This is a genomic window from Psychromonas sp., assembly GCF_041586535.1.
Classification (GTDB): Bacteria; Pseudomonadota; Gammaproteobacteria; order Enterobacterales; family Psychromonadaceae; genus Psychromonas.
In genome coordinates this window covers 1-17,551 of the sequence record NZ_JBFGZY010000090.1, presented here as the reverse complement: position 1 = coordinate 17,551, position 17,551 = coordinate 1, and the positions used below count along the sequence as shown (strand labels likewise).

The window sequence follows — 17,551 nt, the reverse complement described above, 5'->3', positions numbered from 1 at the left end:
TCGATTGGTGCAACGCAGCACTGGTTTTCGAGCTAGCGCCCCGTAGGGCAAGGTAAATTGCACCAATCTGCTTTGTTATAAAATTTCTATGTAGAATAACTATACTTCAATTTTATGCCTGGCATCTCGGCACAATTTGCCTTGCTGACTTTGCATCTTGAAGTATCATGGGCATAATTGAAACAATTAAAGCAACAACAAGCGTCTGCCCGGCGATACTGTTTTTTACTTTTAAGCCTCTATTCCTCCCACCAGCCCGCAATGAACTAAACTCTTTAAAGAGCACGATGATGCGTCAACATTAATTTAACCAATCGGATTAATAAAGATATGATTCTCTAACAAGGGTTCTGATATGCATATAGAGGGCAGTGTATTAATTGTAATCTTTGTGGTTTTATCTTTGCTGCTCGGGGCATTGATAAAATCCGTATCTAAAATTCTGACCTCCCCCTACAGTGTCATTTTATTACTGGCGGGTTTAACTCTTGGGCTATATAGTCGCAGTGAGCATATACAAACAGCTTTACCGGCATTAAGCATTGCAATAACAGATTTAGCGCAGGTTGATCCTCATCTGATCTTATTATTATTTTTACCCACCCTTATTTTTGAATCCGCATTTGCCATGAATCCGCATCTGTTTAAACGCATGCTCAACCAGATTATTGTGTTAGCGGGACCGGGGTTAATGATCTCCACAGCTTTAACCGCCGTATTAGCCTTTTATTTTTTCCCCTGGCAGTGGTCTTGGACGGTCTGTTTTTTATTCGGCGCACTGATCAGTGCCACCGATCCCGTTGCGGTTGTCTCATTATTAAAAGAGATCAGTTCAAGAAAACGTTTGGAAACACTCATCGAAGGAGAGTCATTATTAAATGACGGCACCGCCATTGTCTTCTTCAGCCTGTTTTATGGTTTATTAACCATTGGCGAAAAGGTGGATTTTGACCTATTCACCGTTTCCGGCAGTTTTATCGCCGTCGTGCTGCTGGGGCTTTTTACCGGTTTAGCCGTGGGGATTATTTTTTTATTTTGGATTGGACGTATATTTAATCAGGCGGTGGTTGAAATCACCCTGACGATTTCCGCTGCCTATATCTCCTACTTCATCGCCGAAAATGTCTTCCATGTTTCCGGTGTCGTTGCCGTGGTTACCCTGGGCCTGCTGGTGGCGAGCATCGGGCGCACCCGAATTTCACCCGAGGTTGCAGTTTTTCTGCATCACTTCTGGCAAATGATGGCGCATATTGCCAATACTCTTATTTTTATCCTGGTGGGCATTATCATCGCCTCACGAATCCGTTTAGATGTCGCGGAATGGTGGCTCACCCTGGCCATTTTATATATTGGCATTCAATTTATACGGGCGGTTCCGGTGTTCCTGTTTATGCCGGTATTACAGCGTGCGGGCATCGATAAAGGCAAAGCAGTCGTTTTGATATGGGGCGGTCTGCGCGGAGCCGTCGCTTTAGCTTTGGCATTGATTATTGCGCAGGATAACTTATTGGCTAAAGAGCTGGGTGATCAGATTCTGTTTTTAACAGCTGGCATAGTGGTGTTAACCATTACCATCAACGCCAGCACCATGACCCTGCTGCTCAGGTATTTCGGCCTGGATCAATTATCCCCCGCAAAGCAGGCAAGCCTGATCAAAGCACAGCAGAGCATCAAACAGCGTTTATCAGATGAATTACCCGTTCTGCAGCAGAATGAATTTTTGCTGCGCGCCGACTGGAAAGCCTTAAGCAAACCATTAAATGAAGATCTTCCCGACAATATAATAATGGATGCGGATCAGGTTATCGCCCTGCGCAAGCGCTTATTAGAAACTGAAAAGCAGTTTTACTGGTCGCAATTTAATCAGGGGATGTTAACCGGGCAGGCAACCACGCAATTGGTCACGGCAGTGGAAGTCGCTTTAGATGGTAACGCTGCCATTGCACCGCGTAAAGCGCTTTTTCAATTTTGGAAAACACCGGGTTATATCAGATGGTTTTACCATATCCCCTTTTTAAATCAGGTGGTGGTTAATATTTCATTTGAACGCCTGGCCTTAAGTTATGATACGGCGCGCGGTTTTATTCAGGCACAGGAGGAGATACAAAAATTTCTGCAATCCTTATCCACTTCTGAGCAGGATACGCAATCAGTGCTGCAGGAGATTGAAGACAACAAAAAACAAACACGCCTGCATATTCAGAGGCTGAGAGAAAATTTTCCGGAACTCTCCTACAGTCTGGAAACCCATACCGCTCACCGTTTACTGCTTAATTTAGAAAAGGTTTACCTGCACGATTTAATCGGCCAGGGGGTATTCAGTGACAATGAAGCCAAAAAACTAACAGCAGAGATCGACTATAAATTAATCCATTTAACGCCCCCTCCCCATATCGTCAGCGCCAAAGAGATGAGCAAACAGCTGGCGGCAATGCCCTGGGCGAGCGATATTAAAGAGAAAACCCTGATACAGCTCGGCCGATTAGCACAACGGCAAATTTATAATACTGATGAGCTTATTTTCCGTCAGAAAAGAAATGCAACGTCAATCGCATTAATTCTTCACGGAAAAGTATCTGTGATGAGCATGGCCCATGAAAAAGTTATTGAAGCAGGTGCAATGATCGGTATTTATGCTTTTTTAACCAATCATTATAATAACAGTGCAAAGGCCATTACCCCGGTTGAACTGGTCTGGTTTAACATTGATAAACTGAAAGCAATTATCGCTAAAGATAAACAACTTGGAGAGATGTTTGCCACTCTTTTAGAACTTGAAAGCCATCAGGAATAAAAGAAACTCAATCTGTTTGATAATAGAAAATGACAATAAATCCCCCCGGTGTTTATTGTCATTACATATTGTATTAAATTAATTTCTGCGTAAAACGCAGCGCATTTTTTTTCAACCGATCGCTTTATGAATTAAGGGCAGCAAAGGTACCGGTAACTGTATCTTGCCGGCCAGTGTAAATGCTTGGGCATCAGCAGACATTTTTTTCCATGTTTTAAGGATGATCCCAATCCACTTATCTTCCGGGTATTCAGGGTGTTTTTGTGCAAAATCCAGCATGTAATGTTCGATAAAAACCAAACTGGCGATATCTTCGACTAACTGGCTGTCGGGATTCATTTTAATCGCTTTTTTACCCACTGCATTTTTAACCCGCTCAACGGCATTTTCATCATACCCGGCTTCAGTCATAAGATCCGCGACGCTGTCGGCATGAAATGTATACAGGCTGGTTCGCCACTGGTAATACCCCTGCTTACCCATAGGATAATCACTGCGTGGTGATTTCCAGCGCTGGATATGCTGGCCGCGAACGGCAATTTTTAAAAGCTCATCTGCATCTGCTTTAAAACGCGCCAGCATCTCTGACATGCGCAGTGAATAAAGATATTCTTTCGGCCATTGTTTATTCTCTGCAGTCTCTTTATTGGGATCTTCACTGTTCACTGCGTCGATTAAAGAGATGACCTGCTGGAAATTTTGTTGATTCATATTAAGGCTCCATAGCGAGTGCAAACAGACTCGTAATTGGTTGATTATTTTAAATATTATTCAGTGGCCAGATGATATCCCAAACCACTCGCTAGCTGTACTCTAATTCACTAAAGAAAGAATAAAAGCAAATTCTCTGGCAGTATCTTGAAAATGTTTAAAACGCCCAGATTTACCGCCATGTCCCGCTTCCATATCGGTATATAACAGCAGCTGGTTCCGGTCAGTCTTTAATGCCCGTAACTTGGCCACCCACTTCGCGGGCTCCCAATACTGAACTTGTGAGTCATGTAAGCCGGTAGTGACCAATATATTTGGGTAATCCTGTGCTTTAACCTGATCATAGGGGCTATAGGAAAGCATAAGATGATAATATTGTTGATCATTCGGGTTGCCCCACTCATCGTATTCCCCCGTGGTCAGGGGGATAGACTCATCAAGCATGGTTGACAGCAGATCGACAAAGGGCACAGCAGCAACGACGCCTTTATAAAGCTCGGGTGCCTGGTTAATCACCGCACCCATTAACAGTCCGCCTGCGCTGCCCCCCATGGCAAACACCCTATCGCCTGCAGCATAACCGGATTCCAGCAATGACTTGGTGACATCAATAAAATCATTAAAAGTATTTTGTTTTTTTAATAACTTACCTTCTTCGTACCAGCTCCTGCCCAACTCCTCGCCACCGCGAATATGGGCAACAGCATACACAAAACCGCGATCCAAGAGACTTAAATTAGATGAACTGAAAGTAATATCCAAACTATGGCCATAAGCGCCATAACCATAAATCAGTATTGGATTTTTATTATTAAACAGTGCGTTACGATAAACCAGAGAAACAGGCACTTTTACACCATCACGAGCCGTTACCCAGATACGTTCACTTTTATAATCATCACTATTAAACTCGCCCATCACCTGGCTCTGTTTTAATAATTTAATTTCACCACTATTAAGATCCAATTCATAGACAGTCGCAGGCGTGGTAAAGGAGGTATATTGATAACGGAATTTTGCTGTATCAGGTTCAGGGTTGTAATGGCTGAACACCGTATAAACCGGATCATTAAAACTTAGGACTTTTGACTCACCGTTATGATGATTTATTTGCCGTAATATGGGTAGCCCCGCCTGCCTTTCTTCAACAATCAACCACTCCTGCATTAATTCATAATCTTCCAGCAGGACATCATCCTGGGCGGGAATAATGGTTTCCCAGGTATCAGCACTGTGGTTAAGCAGTGAATTAGAGGTTTTTAAGGCAAAGTTTTTACCACTGTTATTAGTGCGTATAAAAAACTTGTTTTGGAAATGATCAATGCTGTATTCATGATCACGCAACCGGGGTAAAAACGAGACAAACTCAGCCATGGGTTTATCTGCATCTAACACTAAACATTCTGATGTAGTGGTACTGTCAATACTGATAACGATATATTGCTCGGAACGGGTTTTATAAATATCGACGTAAAAAGTATCGTCTTGTTCCTGGTAAACTAGTTGATCATTGCAGATTGCCTCGCCCAACTTATGTCTATAAACCTGATAGGGTAACAGGGTTTCCGGGTGCTGCTTAACGTAAAAAACCGTTTTATTATCATTTGCCCAGACCACAGCAGAAACGTCTGCAATCACATCTTCAAGCAGCTTACCTGTCTGTAAATTTTTAAAACGTAAAGTATATTCGCGGCGCCCCACTAAATCTTCTGAAAATGCCATCAACATTGAGTCAGTTGATAAGGTAAGGTCGCCCAGTTGATAATACGGGTGTCCCTGTGCACGTTCATTACAGTCTAACAAAAGCTGCTCAGCGGACTCCATGGTGTCCTGCCGGCGACTATAAACGGCATAATCTTTACCCGGATCATAGCGCGAAATATACCAGTATCCTTTTTTAAAATAAGGCACTGATTCCAGTTTTGGCTCCTGACGGGCGACCATCTCTTCATATAATTTTTGCTGCAGCGTGGCAAGGGGGGCCATCTGCTGCTCAGTGAAGGCGTTTTCCTGGTTAAGATAATCAATTACCTGTGCATTCTGACGGTTATCATCGCGCAGCCAAAAATAATCATCGTGGCGTTGATGGCCATGTTTTTCATGCAGGTGCTTTTTCTTTAGCGCGACAGGTGCTGACATTTGGACTGTTGAATTCATGTTTTTCTCTGCGGAATAGGCGTGTAATGATATTAACACCGAGGAGAGTCCGGAGAAAGCCGGCAGTATGCTGCGCACGCTTTTCCTGATGGAATAATGTGAATCGACTGGTGAATATCTAACCCGTGGCTTGGCATAGTGAAAAATAGCAGTTATTCTTATTCTTGGGTATGGCCGAATCTTTACCCGCCAGTTCATTAACTTAGGCCTTACAAGCTGTTATAACGATGGCATTTTTGCATTGCAATTTTATCTATTTTTCTAGGAGTCAACATGGCAGGAATAAACGAAATTTTGATTTTTCTGGTAGGCGGGATCATTGGTTTTGTGATTTGTCGCTTCACACTGGGCACAAAACAAAAAGCAGCCCAGCAAAAAGAGCTGGAGAGTAGCAAAGCCGAGATGGAACAGTACAAAGCACAAGTTACCAATCACTTTAACGACAGCGCCAAGCTGATGGGAGAGGTGGCCAGCAGTTATCAGGCATTGTACAAACATATGGCAGGACAGTCGCAGACTCTGCTCAGCGATAGCGATATAGAAATCCAGCCCTTTCCACAACTGAAAACAGCCTCTGAAAAAAAACCGGAAGAGGCTCAGGCTACAAATGAAGCGGCACAGAAAACAACTCAGGAAGCACCGCAAGAAGATGTCGCAGAAGAAACAAGCGAGACGATGTTGAAAAACGATGCTGAAGAAAGCAGCGAGGAAACGGCGAAAAAAGAGAGCAAGGAAGAAACCGACAAGGCAACTGCACAGCAGGAGAGCGAAGAAACAAACGAAGCTGAACCTAAAAAAGAGGCGACCGCCCCTTCTCAAACAGAGAAGTGATAATCCGCACTGTCGTTCCCATGTTTTGCATAGGAACGACAGTATTTAGGATCCAACGCAGTTTGTTTTTTTTCGCGATGCATACGCTAATCTTTTCAAACGGGCGCTTATATGAAAATAATCCGTGCCAGTTTTCTCCATTTTTTAGACGAACCGGCTAACGTAAAAGATATTTCTGACGCTTACCAGTACCTGCCCGACGGCCTGATGGTTATTGATAAAGGAAAAATAAAGTCACTTAAACCGTGCACAACTGCGGATCTGAGTTTGTACCGGAATATTGAAGATCAAAGAGGAAAATTAATTGTTCCGGGGTTTATCGATACCCATATTCATTACCCGCAAACGCAAATGATTGCATCATACAGTGAGCAATTATTACAGTGGCTGAAAACCCATACTTATCCAACCGAGAAACAGTTTTCTGACCACAGGCATGCCCGCTATATCTCGCGTTTTTTCATTAATGAATTACTCAAAAATGGTACCACCAGCGCACTGGTTTTTGCCAGCGTACACCCGCAATCTGTTGATGCTTTATTTACTGAGGCCGCTAAAAAAAAGATGCGCATTATCGCCGGAAAAGTGATGATGGATCGTAATGCACCGGAATATCTGCTGGACACGGCGCAGACAAGTTATGAGCAATCTGAAAGACTGATTAAAAAGTGGCATAACAACGGCCGTCTGCAATACGCGATCACAGTGCGCTTCGCGCCTACCTCCAGTCCGGAACAACTTGCTTTAGCCGGTAAATTAAAAGCCCGCTATCCTGACACTTATTTTCATACTCATCTGTCGGAAAACACAAATGAGGTAGCCTTGGTTAAAACGCTTTTCCCTGAGCGAAAAGGCTACTTTGATATCTACGATCATTATGGATTGGCCGGGGATAAATCTATATTTGCCCACGCAATCCACCTGACAGAGCAGGAATGGTCTGCACTTGCCCGCACAAATTCGGTTATCGCATTCTGCCCTAGCTCTAATCTATTTCTCGGCAGTGGATTATTTGATTTACAAAAAGCGCAGGAGCATAACATCTGTGTCGGGTTGGGCACGGATATTGGCGCGGGGACCAGCTTTTCACAATTACAATCGCTCCATGAAGCATACAAAATTATGCAGCTGCAGGGAAAAACACTTTCCGCCTTTAAAGGGTTATATTTAGCCACCTTAGGCGGTGCAAAGGCGCTTAGTATTGCAGATAAGGTGGGAAATTTTGCAACAGGCAAAGAAGCCGACTTTGTGCTGCTGAACTGGGCTGTAACCGATCTGCAAAAATTACGTTATCAATACACCAATACCCTGGAGGAGAGGCTATTTGCATTGATCATATTGGGTGATGAACGCAATATCGAATCGACCTATATTGCCGGCGAATTAGCTTATTCCGCGTTGAATTAAGCTCACTTATCCAGATACTCTATTTTATTCACAAACCACTCTTTTTCACCCTCGGGGGTTTGCACAATAAAATCATCATCTACCTGTTTTTTTAACATAGCACGTGCCATCGGTGAGTCGATAGAAATATAGTTTTTAGTATCGTAAATTTCATCCGGTCCGACTATCTTAAAAAAGAGAAGTTCACCCTTATCATTTTCGATTTCAACACTCGCTCCAAAAAAGACCTTTCCCTCCTGCTGCGGCGAATAGTCGATAACATTAAGCTCTTCCAGACGTTGCCTAAGATAACGCACGCGGCGATCAATCTGCCTTAATATTCGTTTGTTAAAGGTGTAATCCGCGTTTTCAGATCTGTCTCCCAGGCTGGCCGCCCAGTTTACTATCGCGGTTATCTTGGGCCTTTTATCCTTCCATAGATAATCATGTTCTTCCTGCAGTTTTTTATAACCGGCTCGTGTTATCAGCTTACTTTTCACCATTCCCCCCACTAAAATATTACGTTTTTCCGTTGTTAATCATCTAAAGCAAAGCACTGTAACGTGCTAAAACCGAAGCTCAAAAAACTGCGCTTTAATGCGTTAAATTCGTCAGATTGCTGCTCAGTAAAAGCTTGAGTAAAATACGCCTGATGATTATTTTCTCTTTGTTCAACCGGCGTTTGTTCAAGCAATTGCGCAACACGTTGAGCAATTGCATTGCCCGAGTCCACCAGATTAACTTTATTCGGGAAACAGCGGGCTATCTCTTCACGCAATAAAGGGAAATGGGTGCAGCCTAACACTATGGTATCCGGCACTTTTTCCAGACTAAGCCAGGGGGCTAATACGGCAGCAATATCCGCCAGCCGGATCTGTTTACCATACAGTTTCAACTCGGCCAGTTTTACTAATTGGGTTGAGCCCATTTTCAGCACTTGTTTATCCGCGGCAAACTCCTTAATAAGTTGAGCAGTATAAGGTCGATCAATGGTCGCCGGTGTGGCGAGCAAACCAATAACACCATTTTTACTTAATAATGCAGCCGGCTTGATTGCCGGCACCACGCCGACAATAGGAATAGCGAAGTGCTCACGCAGAAACGGTAATGCGATTGTGCTCGCCGTGTTGCAGGCAATCACAAGCAAATCAATTTGATGTGTCTCTACGAATACGCTCAATAAACGCTTTAAACGCCGGACAATAAAATCAGCCTGTAATTCCCCATAGGGAAAATAAGCATTATCAAAAAGATAAAAGTACTGCGCTGCGGGGGATTGTTTTATCACCTGTTCAAAGACAGATAAGCCCCCCACTCCAGAGTCAAATATAAGTACCTTTTTTACTGACATCGTTGTTCCATTTTAGTTTTTTCGGCCAATATACCCATGATACTTCAAGATGCAAAGTCAGCAAGGCAAATTGTGCCGAGATGCTAGGCATAAAATTGAAGTATAGTTATTCTACATAGAGATTTGATAACAAAGCAGATTGGTACAATTTGCCTTGCCCTATGGGGCGTGAGCTCGAAAACCAGCGCTGCGTTGCACCAATCGAAAAGGGAATACCATTACCTCATGTTGCGTCTTCCTCTGGTCTCCGAGCTTGCGCCTGACAAAGCATCTTGAAGTAACATGGGTATAAATTTTAACCTGTAATGTAACAATTAAGAAATAAAATGAATTTATCTGGTCAAGCAGCAAGCGCTACTTTAAAATTCGCCCTTTATTCTCCAACTCAAAGGTTAAAAATGAGTCTGCAATTTGTTGATCCGGAAAATTATGAAATATTGTTAGAAGCTAAAAAAGAGCAGTTTAACAAACAATTTGCCTCCTTTAACCCACCCTCTCTGGAATGTTTTGCTTCCCCCAAGCTGCATTACCGCATGCGCGCGGAATTTCGCGTATGGCATGATGGTGATGATCTTTATTACATTATGTTTGATAAAGAGACTAAACAGAAGATCCGCGTCGATCAATTCCCACCGGCAAGTGAACTGATTAACAAGCTAATGCCATTGTTAATCGAATTATTAAAATCATCACCGCTGCTGCGCTATAAACTATTCCAGGTGGACTTCTTATCAAGCTTAAGCGGTCAGGTGGTAGTCAGCCTGCTTTATCATAAACAACTTGATGACAGCTGGCTCGCTGAAGTACAGCGTATTAAAGCAATACTTTCAGAGCAGTTTGATATCAACTTTATCGGCCGTGCTAAAAAACAAAAACTATTAGTCGATTCCGATTATGTGGTTGAAGAGTTACAGGTTGACGGCAATAAACTGATTTACCAGCAAATTGAAAACAGCTTTACCCAGCCGAATGGCAAAGTTTCCGAGAAGATGCTGGATTGGGCAATTGACTGCACGCGTAATAGTCAGGGTGATTTACTGGAGCTGTATTGCGGTAATGGTAATTTCTCACTGGCGCTGGCGAAAAACTTTAATAAAGTCTTAGCCACTGAAATAGCGAAACCTTCAGTTCACTCTGCGCAGTTTAATATTGCTGAAAATAAGATCGATAATGTCACTATTATCCGTATGTCTGCAGAGGAGTTTACCCAGGCAATCAATGGCGAGCGGGAATTTAACCGCCTGGAGGGGATTAATTTAAGTGATTACCAATGTAATACTATTTTTGTAGATCCGCCAAGATCCGGTCTGGATGATGAAACGGTGAAGATGGTGCAGAACTACGACAATATTTTATATATCAGCTGTAACCCGGATACCTTAGCGAATAACCTTGCAGTATTTAAGCAAACCCATGACATAAAACGCTTCGCCCTGTTCGATCAATTCCCTTATACCCATCATACCGAAGCAGGTATCTATCTGGTTAAACGCTGATTTTTAGCCTTTAACTGTCCAGAATAAAGCGCTTTAAGGCGCTTTTTTCTGCTCTGCTTTAATATAAGAGCCTATGACCGTGACCGGGTGCTGTTTCATTATCTGCTGCAGTGCACGGCAAACATCCGGATCCTGCTGGTGCCCGTCAATATCGATAAAGAAATGATATTTACCAAAATCAGATTTGGTCGGACGGGACATAATGGAGGTAAGGTTGACTTTCTGCTGGGCAAAAGCATTAACAATATTGCCTAACACTCCCGGAGAATCATTTTCATTTTTAACCACGACGCTGGTTTTATATTGCTGATCCGCTAAGCGCGGTTGCGGTTTATCGGTTAGTACCAGAAATCGGGTTTGATTATTTTCATAATTAGTGACATTTTCTTTAATCAGGGTCTGATTGTTAGCCATCTTTAAAGCATGCTTGGGAATAATCGCCCCGCCGCCCTGACCGTGTTTTTGTGCAAGTAATAATGACTCAATATTACTTTGGGTATTATGCACTTTGATATTTTCCAGGCGATCAATAAACTCCGAACACTGCCCATGAGCAACAAACTGCACGTAAAGATCCGTCAATTCGGAGAGATCTGCGCAGCTACCGACAAAAGAAAATTGAATAGGTAATAAGATTTCGGAAATAACCACCAATTTGGTATCGAGAAGGTGATCTAATACCACCTGGACATAACCTTCCGACAGATTTTCTATCGGCAGAACGCCCATTTCACACTCTTTGCCGATGGCAGAGAAGGTTTCGGAAAGACTGGAAAAATATTCAATTTCGTAGTCTTTATCCTGACTTTGTAAATATTGTTTAGTTGCCAAATCAGAGAAGGTTTCTTGAGGACCAAGGGTAGCAATTTTAGGCATGGGACACCGGTTAATAACAAGAGAAAGGACACTTATGAGCAGGGCTTTTAGCGTACGACTTGGTCATAAAAAAGGTGAGCATAAAGCTCACCTTGATATTTTTATGCCAGGTCCATATTCGCCTGTAACTTTTTAATCGCATTATCCTCAAGCTGACGAACACGCTCTGCAGAAATTTTATAGCGGGCTGCTAAATCATGCAGTGTAGCCTTAGGCTCGCTTAACCAACGTGAATTAACGATATCCTGACTACGTTCATCAAGCGTTGCAAGTGCCGCATAAAGTTTATTTTTTACATGTTTCTGGGTGTTCTCAGCTTCTACGACCAGAGAGACATCTGCACTTTTATCTTCCAGATATTGTACGGGTGCAAAAGCGCCTTCATCTTCATCGCTGTCACTGAGATCAAATGAGTGGTCCTGTGCATTTAAGCGGGACTCCATCTCCAGTACGTCTTTAGTACTGACATTTAGATTTTCAGCTACAGTCGCCACTTCCTCATGGCTAAACCAGCCAAGACGTTTTTTGGCCTTGCGCAGGTTAAAAAACAGTTTGCGTTGCGCTTTAGTGGTAGCAATTTTAACCATCCGCCAGTTGCGAATAACATATTCATGAATTTCAGCTTTAATCCAATGCACAGCAAAAGAAACCAAACGCACACCCACCGACGGATCAAAGCGTTTTACTGCCTTCATTAAACCGACATTACCTTCCTGAATTAAATCAGCCTGCGCTAATCCGTAACCTGCATAACTTTTCGCGATGTAAACGACAAAGCGTAAATGCGACATAACTAATTTTTTTGCGGCTTCCAAATCACCTTCATGAAATAAACGTTCAGCAAGTTGTTTTTCTTCCTCTGCACTTAGCATGGAGAATTGATTTACAGACTGAACGTAAGCTTCAATACTTCCCTGAGGAACTAAACTCATTGAATTAATTGTATTATTCATGTTTACCCTTAATAATTTATTATTCATGCCCGGACATAAACAGGTTATGTACTGATTAATGTAAATATCGAGTTGCTGTCTTTACAAAATCTAAATGGCAAAAATCAACATATAGTATATATGACAAAGAAATTAATTGTAAAAAAATTTACACTAACACTTGAAAAGGAGATACCATTATCTTCGCGTTACGCCTTGTTCTAGCATCCGGGCGAAACTCTGAATCTGTATATTCAAGTAGTTTGAGTATATTATTAACTCGCGGCTAATAATTCGGGATATGGGTTTAAAATAAGATGGCGTTTTAACAGACGTGGTAACCAATAATTAATAAGTTCTTTTTTTTCAACGACATCTCTAAGATGTAAAGGTCCTAGAACAACACCTTCCCCGTCGATAACATCAACAGTACAAAAAGCGATAACAGCCCCCTGTAAACGTACGACAAGCAGTTCACTACAATTATCCAATAAATCAGATTTTGATTCTTTTGCTTGTGCGTTAAGCACTTCATTAATCAAGAGTTGACAAGTAGGGGAAAATTTGGAGCACACAGTAATTTCGATTGTCTTATGCATTAATTATCTCTCAACAAAATAGCTTGAAAAACACTCACCCGTGACGGACATCACATAATACATGTAAAAAAAAAGAGATCAACTAAGATCTCTTTTCTCTTTTAGCTAGTAGAAACTCATTATTTGTGCGCTTGAAGTTAAATATAAAGCTTATTTAGGCTCTATTTTGACCAGGTACTGCTTTACCGATATGTAAGAGGCGAGAAAGCCCAGGAAGGTCGCCAGACCAATCAAAATAGCAATTTCCTCCAGATTTAACATCAAAATTTGAAATTGTACCTGATATAAGCCAACCAGGTTCATCACCCCTGACTGTAACCACTGCACTATGATAAAGGTTAACAATAAAGCGATTAAACCACCTAATAAACCATACCAGGCACCGATATATAAAAAGGGGCGCTGAATAAAACTATTTGTGGCACCAACCAGCTTTAAGACTTCAATGGCAGGGCGTTCATTTAAAATATTTAAGCGAACGGTATTACTGACAATTAATAGTACGGCAAGCAGTAACAAAATAGCCAAAGCGAAAACAATATCGACAACAAGCGATAATATCGCCTGCAGCTTCTCTATTAAATCTGTATCGACCCTGACTAAATCAACATCTGCTTCCCGCTGTAACTTGGCAACTAATAACTTACTGCCAGCTGTATTGCGAACCTTATCTTTTGGTATAACGACTAACACGCCAGGTAATGGATTTTCATCAAGATAGTTAAGCGCTTTTGAAAAGCCGGACATCTCTTTAAACTCTTCCAAGGCCTGATGACTGGTAATATAGGTCACCGTTTCAATATCTTCATATAGACCCAGTTTATTAATAAGTACCTGTACACGCTGCTCAGAGATACCTTTTTTTAAAAATAAACTAATTTCCGAAGCACCGTCCAACTGCCCGTCGATACGTTCAACATTTTTATAGGCAACCTGAAACACACTGGGTAATGATAACGCCAGACCCAACACTAGAATGGTCATTAAGGTTGAAAAAGGGGTTTTCCACAATTCAGCAAAGCTGGCAAACAACTGATGTATATGCTGACTGATAGCTGCTGAAACACGTCCCAAAAATGAAACCTTTGTAATACGTGGAGAGCCTGATAATACTTTATTTATTTCTGTTTGCTTAGCCATGGCGTTGTCTCAGTAATCCGTCATTAATCATTTCACCGTTTTTAAGGGTTAATGTGCGATAGCGCATTTTTGCAATTAAGCCCAAATCGTGGGTAGCAATTAACACAGACATCCCATATTCATTTAAAGATTCAAATAAGCTTAAAATTTCTAATGATAATTTGGGATCTAAATTACCCGTCGGTTCATCGGCAAGTAATAAAGGAGGCTGATTAATAATGGCTCTTGCAATGCCAACACGTTGCTGTTCTCCGCCTGACAGGTTAATGGGAAAACTATCTTCTTTTCCTAATAAGCCCACTTTCTCAAGTGCAGCCAGACTACGCCGCTTAATTTCGTAACGGCTGTAACCTTCGATGACCAGCGGCAAACCGACATTTTCTAATACGGTACGATTCATTAACAACCTATGATCCTGGAAGATCATACCGATATGACGGCGTAAATAAGGAATATTATTGCCTTTTATATGGCTGATATCATTACCATTTAAAACAATACGTCCGGTAGTAGGCCTCTCCATTAGACTGACTAATTTCAATAGCGTACTCTTCCCTGATCCGGAGTGCCCCGTTAAAAACGCCATTTCCCCCTGCTTTAAATGAAAATCTACCTGATTAAGCGCACTGAAACTACCGGCGTACACTTTATTAACTTCTTCAAATAAAATCATAATTAGCTATCACCTTGTTAAGACTCTTCCTCTTTTGAGAAAAGAGCATCAATAAACTCCCTGGCATTAAATTCTCTTAAATCGTCGATTCCTTCTCCTGTCCCGACATAACGAATAGGCACTTTAAACTTATCTGCAATGGAAAAAATAATACCACCTTTTGCTGTTCCGTCCAGTTTGGTTAATGTGATACCGGTAATGCCAACGGCTTTGTTAAATAACTCAGTCTGGCTAATAGCATTTTGGCCGGTACTCGCATCAATAGTCAGCATAATTTCATGGGGAGCGCTCGGGTCTTTCTTGCGCATAATGCGAACCACTTTGCTTAACTCATCCATCAAGTGATCTTTATTTTGTAAACGCCCGGCAGTATCTGCAATTAACAGATCCGCACCGCGCGCTTTCGCCGAATCCATGGCATCAAACAATACCGATGCGCTATCAGCACCTGTTTGCTGTGCGATAACCGGGATATCATTTCGCTCTCCCCATACCTGCAACTGTTCAACAGCAGCAGCACGGAAAGTATCACCCGCAGCCAGCATCACAGATTTACCTTTTTGCTGATATTGTTTCGCCAATTTACCGATAGTGGTGGTTTTACCTACACCATTCACCCCTACCATTAAGATGACGTAGGGTGATTTGCTTTCGTCTATCTGCAGAGGCTGTTCTACTTCCTGCAACATTTGCGAAAGATCTTCTTTTAACAGTGTATATAATGCTTCCGCATCTTTGAGTTGCTTACGATCTGCTTGTGCGGTTAATTTATCAATGATTTTTAATGTCGTGTCTACGCCAATATCTGCTAATATTAATTGTTCTTCTAACTCTTCAAAGAGATCATCGTCAATTTTTTTCCCTTTAAATAAAGAGAATAAACCACTGCCGATACTTAGGCGGGTTTTCTTTAAGCGCTGTTTGAAGCGGGCGAAAAAGCCTAATGCTTTTTCTTCTTTTTTGGCCGGATCATCCTCAGCTTCTAGCCTTTCAGCTTCTAATCTTTCAGTTTCCAGCCTTTCAGCTTCTAATCTTTCAGCTTCTAGCCTTTCAGCTTCTAGCCTTTCAGCTTCTAGCCTTTCAGCTTCTAATCTTTCAGCTTCTAGCCTTTCAGCTTCTAGCCTTTCAGCTTCTAGCCTTTCAGCTTCTAGCCTTTCAGCTTCTAGCCTTTCATCTTCTAATCTTTCAGCTTCTAATCTTTCAGCTTCTAATCTTTCAGCTTCTAATCTTTCAGCTTCTAATCTTTCAGCTTCTAGCCTTTCAGCTTCCAGCCTTTCTGCTTCCAGCCTTTCAGCTTCCAGCTGCTTTTCCTTTTCAAGTAACGCTTCCTCTTCCTGCGCTGTTGTTTCCTGCGTTGATTTTTTTCCAAACCAGGAAAATAGTCCTTTCTTTTTTGCCATTACTTAAAAACCTTACTTTCTACCAATTTAGACTGCTAAAATAGCAGCATCTTATAACATTCATACACCACTGAAATAAATATTTTCAAGTAGTTTGAAGCTCTATATTAACACCTTATTGTCGGACTAAAAATTATATGGGTAGAAATCATCAGGTTAAATATCACGAAAAAAGCAGAAATCCCATGAAAGGTGGGTTTATTCGCTTAATATCAGGAAAATGGCGTGGCAAAAAACTACCTGTGCAGGATAAAGAGGGATTACGCCCGACAACAGATCGCACTAAAGAAACACTGTTTAACTGGTTAATGCATGATATTCGTGATGCAAATTGTCTGGATTGTTTTAGCGGCAGTGGCAGCCTGGCTTTCGAAGCGTTGTCCCGTTATGCAAATCATGTCACATTATTAGAGAAAGCCCCTCAAGTCGTCAGTCAGTTACGGGAGAATATACAAACGCTGCAGGTGAATAATGCCACCCTTGTTGAAACTGACTCAATTCACTATCTGCAGCGGCCCGCCGAACAGCTATTCGATATCGTATTTATTGATCCCCCTTTTAATAAAGGGTTAGTGCAACCATGTTGTGATGCATTGGAAAAAAATGGTTACTTAAGCAAAAGTGCACTGATCTATATTGAAAAAGAGTCCCAGTTAAATGATTTTAGACAGCCTGCAAACTGGCAACTGTTAAAAGAAAAAAGCACGGCACAGGTATCATACCAACTATATCTACGAGGATAATAATGCGCTATTTTATCACATTGGGTAAAGGGTTAATGACGGCTATCTGGGCAGTGTTGTTGTACAACCTTTTTGTCCCTTTTAGCGGACAAGCAGGCGTCGCCTTTTATTTCTTACTGGCCTTAATCACCTTTATGCACCTTATTCAACTCTTACTGATTTATGGCGCATTTTCAGAAAAGCTAAAATTGACGCCTAAGGAAGCCCTGCAGGTGTTCATTTTTGGTATATTTAAACTTTGGCAGCTCAAAGGGCGTATGGTTAACTAAATTAACTGCAGGAGAAATAATACCAATTCCGATAATTAGATGATCAATTTAGGCGTAGAAAAAATGGATGAAAGCAAGGCATTGATTGCAGTAACTAGTTGTTCTAATTACACAAAATCGTATGGAACGATTTTGAACAGCTTTAGCTGGCCACAAAGTGGTGAAGAACAGGACGTTCTGAATCAAATCAATA

16 protein-coding genes are annotated in these 17,551 nt (G+C 41.7%); 6 read left to right on the top strand and 10 right to left on the bottom strand.

Annotated elements, in window-relative coordinates; genetic code table 11:
• Positions 1-355: 355 nt before the first annotated feature.
• Positions 356-2,794: a cation:proton antiporter gene (locus ABZA00_RS11080; RefSeq protein WP_372882230.1), complete on the top strand. Its 2,439-nt coding sequence runs from the start codon at positions 356-358 to the stop codon at positions 2,792-2,794.
• Positions 2,795-2,905: 111 nt separating this feature from the next.
• On the opposite strand, the gene ABZA00_RS11075 is transcribed toward ABZA00_RS11080, so the two are convergent.
• Both ABZA00_RS11075 and ABZA00_RS11070 read right to left on the bottom strand, forming a co-directional pair.
• On the bottom strand, positions 2,906-3,505 hold the full coding sequence (locus ABZA00_RS11075) for a DUF4202 domain-containing protein (protein WP_372882229.1): 600 nt from the start codon (positions 3,503-3,505) through the stop codon (positions 2,906-2,908).
• A gap of 102 nt (positions 3,506-3,607) precedes the next feature.
• Positions 3,608-5,662: a S9 family peptidase gene (locus ABZA00_RS11070; protein ID WP_372882232.1), complete on the bottom strand. Its 2,055-nt coding sequence runs from the start codon at positions 5,660-5,662 to the stop codon at positions 3,608-3,610.
• 273 nt (positions 5,663-5,935) lie between these two features.
• Between ABZA00_RS11070 and ABZA00_RS11065 the strand changes: the two genes are divergently transcribed.
• Positions 5,936-6,493 carry a ZapG family protein gene (locus ABZA00_RS11065; RefSeq protein WP_372882228.1) on the top strand — a complete coding sequence of 186 codons (558 nt, stop codon included), beginning with the start codon at positions 5,936-5,938 and terminating at the stop codon, positions 6,491-6,493.
• A 111-nt stretch (positions 6,494-6,604) separates the two neighbouring features.
• The gene (guaD, locus tag ABZA00_RS11060; protein WP_372882227.1) at positions 6,605-7,900 is read left to right on the top strand and encodes a guanine deaminase; all 1,296 of its coding nucleotides are present in this window, start codon (positions 6,605-6,607) and stop codon (positions 7,898-7,900) included.
• A gap of 2 nt (positions 7,901-7,902) precedes the next feature.
• Here the strand turns inward: guaD and greB are convergent, their stop codons facing one another.
• Together greB and murI are read right to left on the bottom strand one after the other, a co-directional pair.
• A complete protein-coding gene (gene greB / locus ABZA00_RS11055) occupies positions 7,903-8,379 on the bottom strand; it encodes a transcription elongation factor GreB (RefSeq protein WP_372882231.1) in 477 nt (158 codons plus the stop codon).
• Between the two features lie 35 nt (positions 8,380-8,414).
• Positions 8,415-9,230, bottom strand: a complete 816-nt coding sequence (gene murI, locus ABZA00_RS11050) for a glutamate racemase (protein WP_372882226.1) — start codon at positions 9,228-9,230, stop codon at positions 8,415-8,417.
• Positions 9,231-9,628: 398 nt separating this feature from the next.
• On the opposite strand from murI, the gene trmA reads away from it, so the two are divergent.
• Entirely contained in the window at positions 9,629-10,726 is a 1,098-nt protein-coding gene (gene trmA, locus ABZA00_RS11045) for a tRNA (uridine(54)-C5)-methyltransferase TrmA (protein WP_372882225.1), read from the top strand.
• Between the two features lie 33 nt (positions 10,727-10,759).
• On the opposite strand, the gene ABZA00_RS11040 is transcribed toward trmA, so the two are convergent.
• From ABZA00_RS11040 to ftsY, 6 genes are all read right to left on the bottom strand, one after another.
• Entirely contained in the window at positions 10,760-11,602 is an 843-nt protein-coding gene (locus ABZA00_RS11040; RefSeq protein WP_372882224.1) for a prephenate dehydratase, read from the bottom strand.
• 101 nt (positions 11,603-11,703) lie between these two features.
• Complete coding sequence (rpoH, locus tag ABZA00_RS11035; protein ID WP_372882223.1) at positions 11,704-12,555, bottom strand: RNA polymerase sigma factor RpoH; 852 nt, start codon at positions 12,553-12,555, stop codon at positions 11,704-11,706.
• 254 nt (positions 12,556-12,809) lie between these two features.
• On the bottom strand, positions 12,810-13,133 hold the full coding sequence (locus ABZA00_RS11030; RefSeq protein WP_372882222.1) for a hypothetical protein: 324 nt from the start codon (positions 13,131-13,133) through the stop codon (positions 12,810-12,812).
• Positions 13,134-13,283: 150 nt separating this feature from the next.
• On the bottom strand, positions 13,284-14,273 hold the full coding sequence (gene ftsX, locus ABZA00_RS11025) for a permease-like cell division protein FtsX (RefSeq protein WP_372882221.1): 990 nt from the start codon (positions 14,271-14,273) through the stop codon (positions 13,284-13,286).
• Positions 14,266-14,946, bottom strand: coding sequence for a cell division ATP-binding protein FtsE (ftsE, locus tag ABZA00_RS11020; protein WP_372882220.1), 681 nt, complete (start codon positions 14,944-14,946; stop codon positions 14,266-14,268). Before ftsE ends, ftsX begins: the two co-directional genes overlap by 8 nt.
• Positions 14,947-14,963: 17 nt before the next feature.
• Positions 14,964-16,346, bottom strand: a complete 1,383-nt coding sequence (gene ftsY / locus ABZA00_RS11015) for a signal recognition particle-docking protein FtsY (RefSeq protein ID WP_372882219.1) — start codon at positions 16,344-16,346, stop codon at positions 14,964-14,966.
• Between the two features lie 137 nt (positions 16,347-16,483).
• Here ftsY and rsmD point away from each other — a divergent pair, with 137 nt between their 5' ends.
• Together rsmD and ABZA00_RS11005 are read left to right on the top strand one after the other, a co-directional pair.
• On the top strand, positions 16,484-17,089 hold the full coding sequence (gene rsmD / locus ABZA00_RS11010) for a 16S rRNA (guanine(966)-N(2))-methyltransferase RsmD (protein ID WP_372882218.1): 606 nt from the start codon (positions 16,484-16,486) through the stop codon (positions 17,087-17,089).
• Between the two features lie 2 nt (positions 17,090-17,091).
• A complete protein-coding gene (locus ABZA00_RS11005; protein WP_372882217.1) occupies positions 17,092-17,358 on the top strand; it encodes a DUF1145 domain-containing protein in 267 nt (88 codons plus the stop codon).
• Positions 17,359-17,551 lie beyond the last annotated feature (193 nt).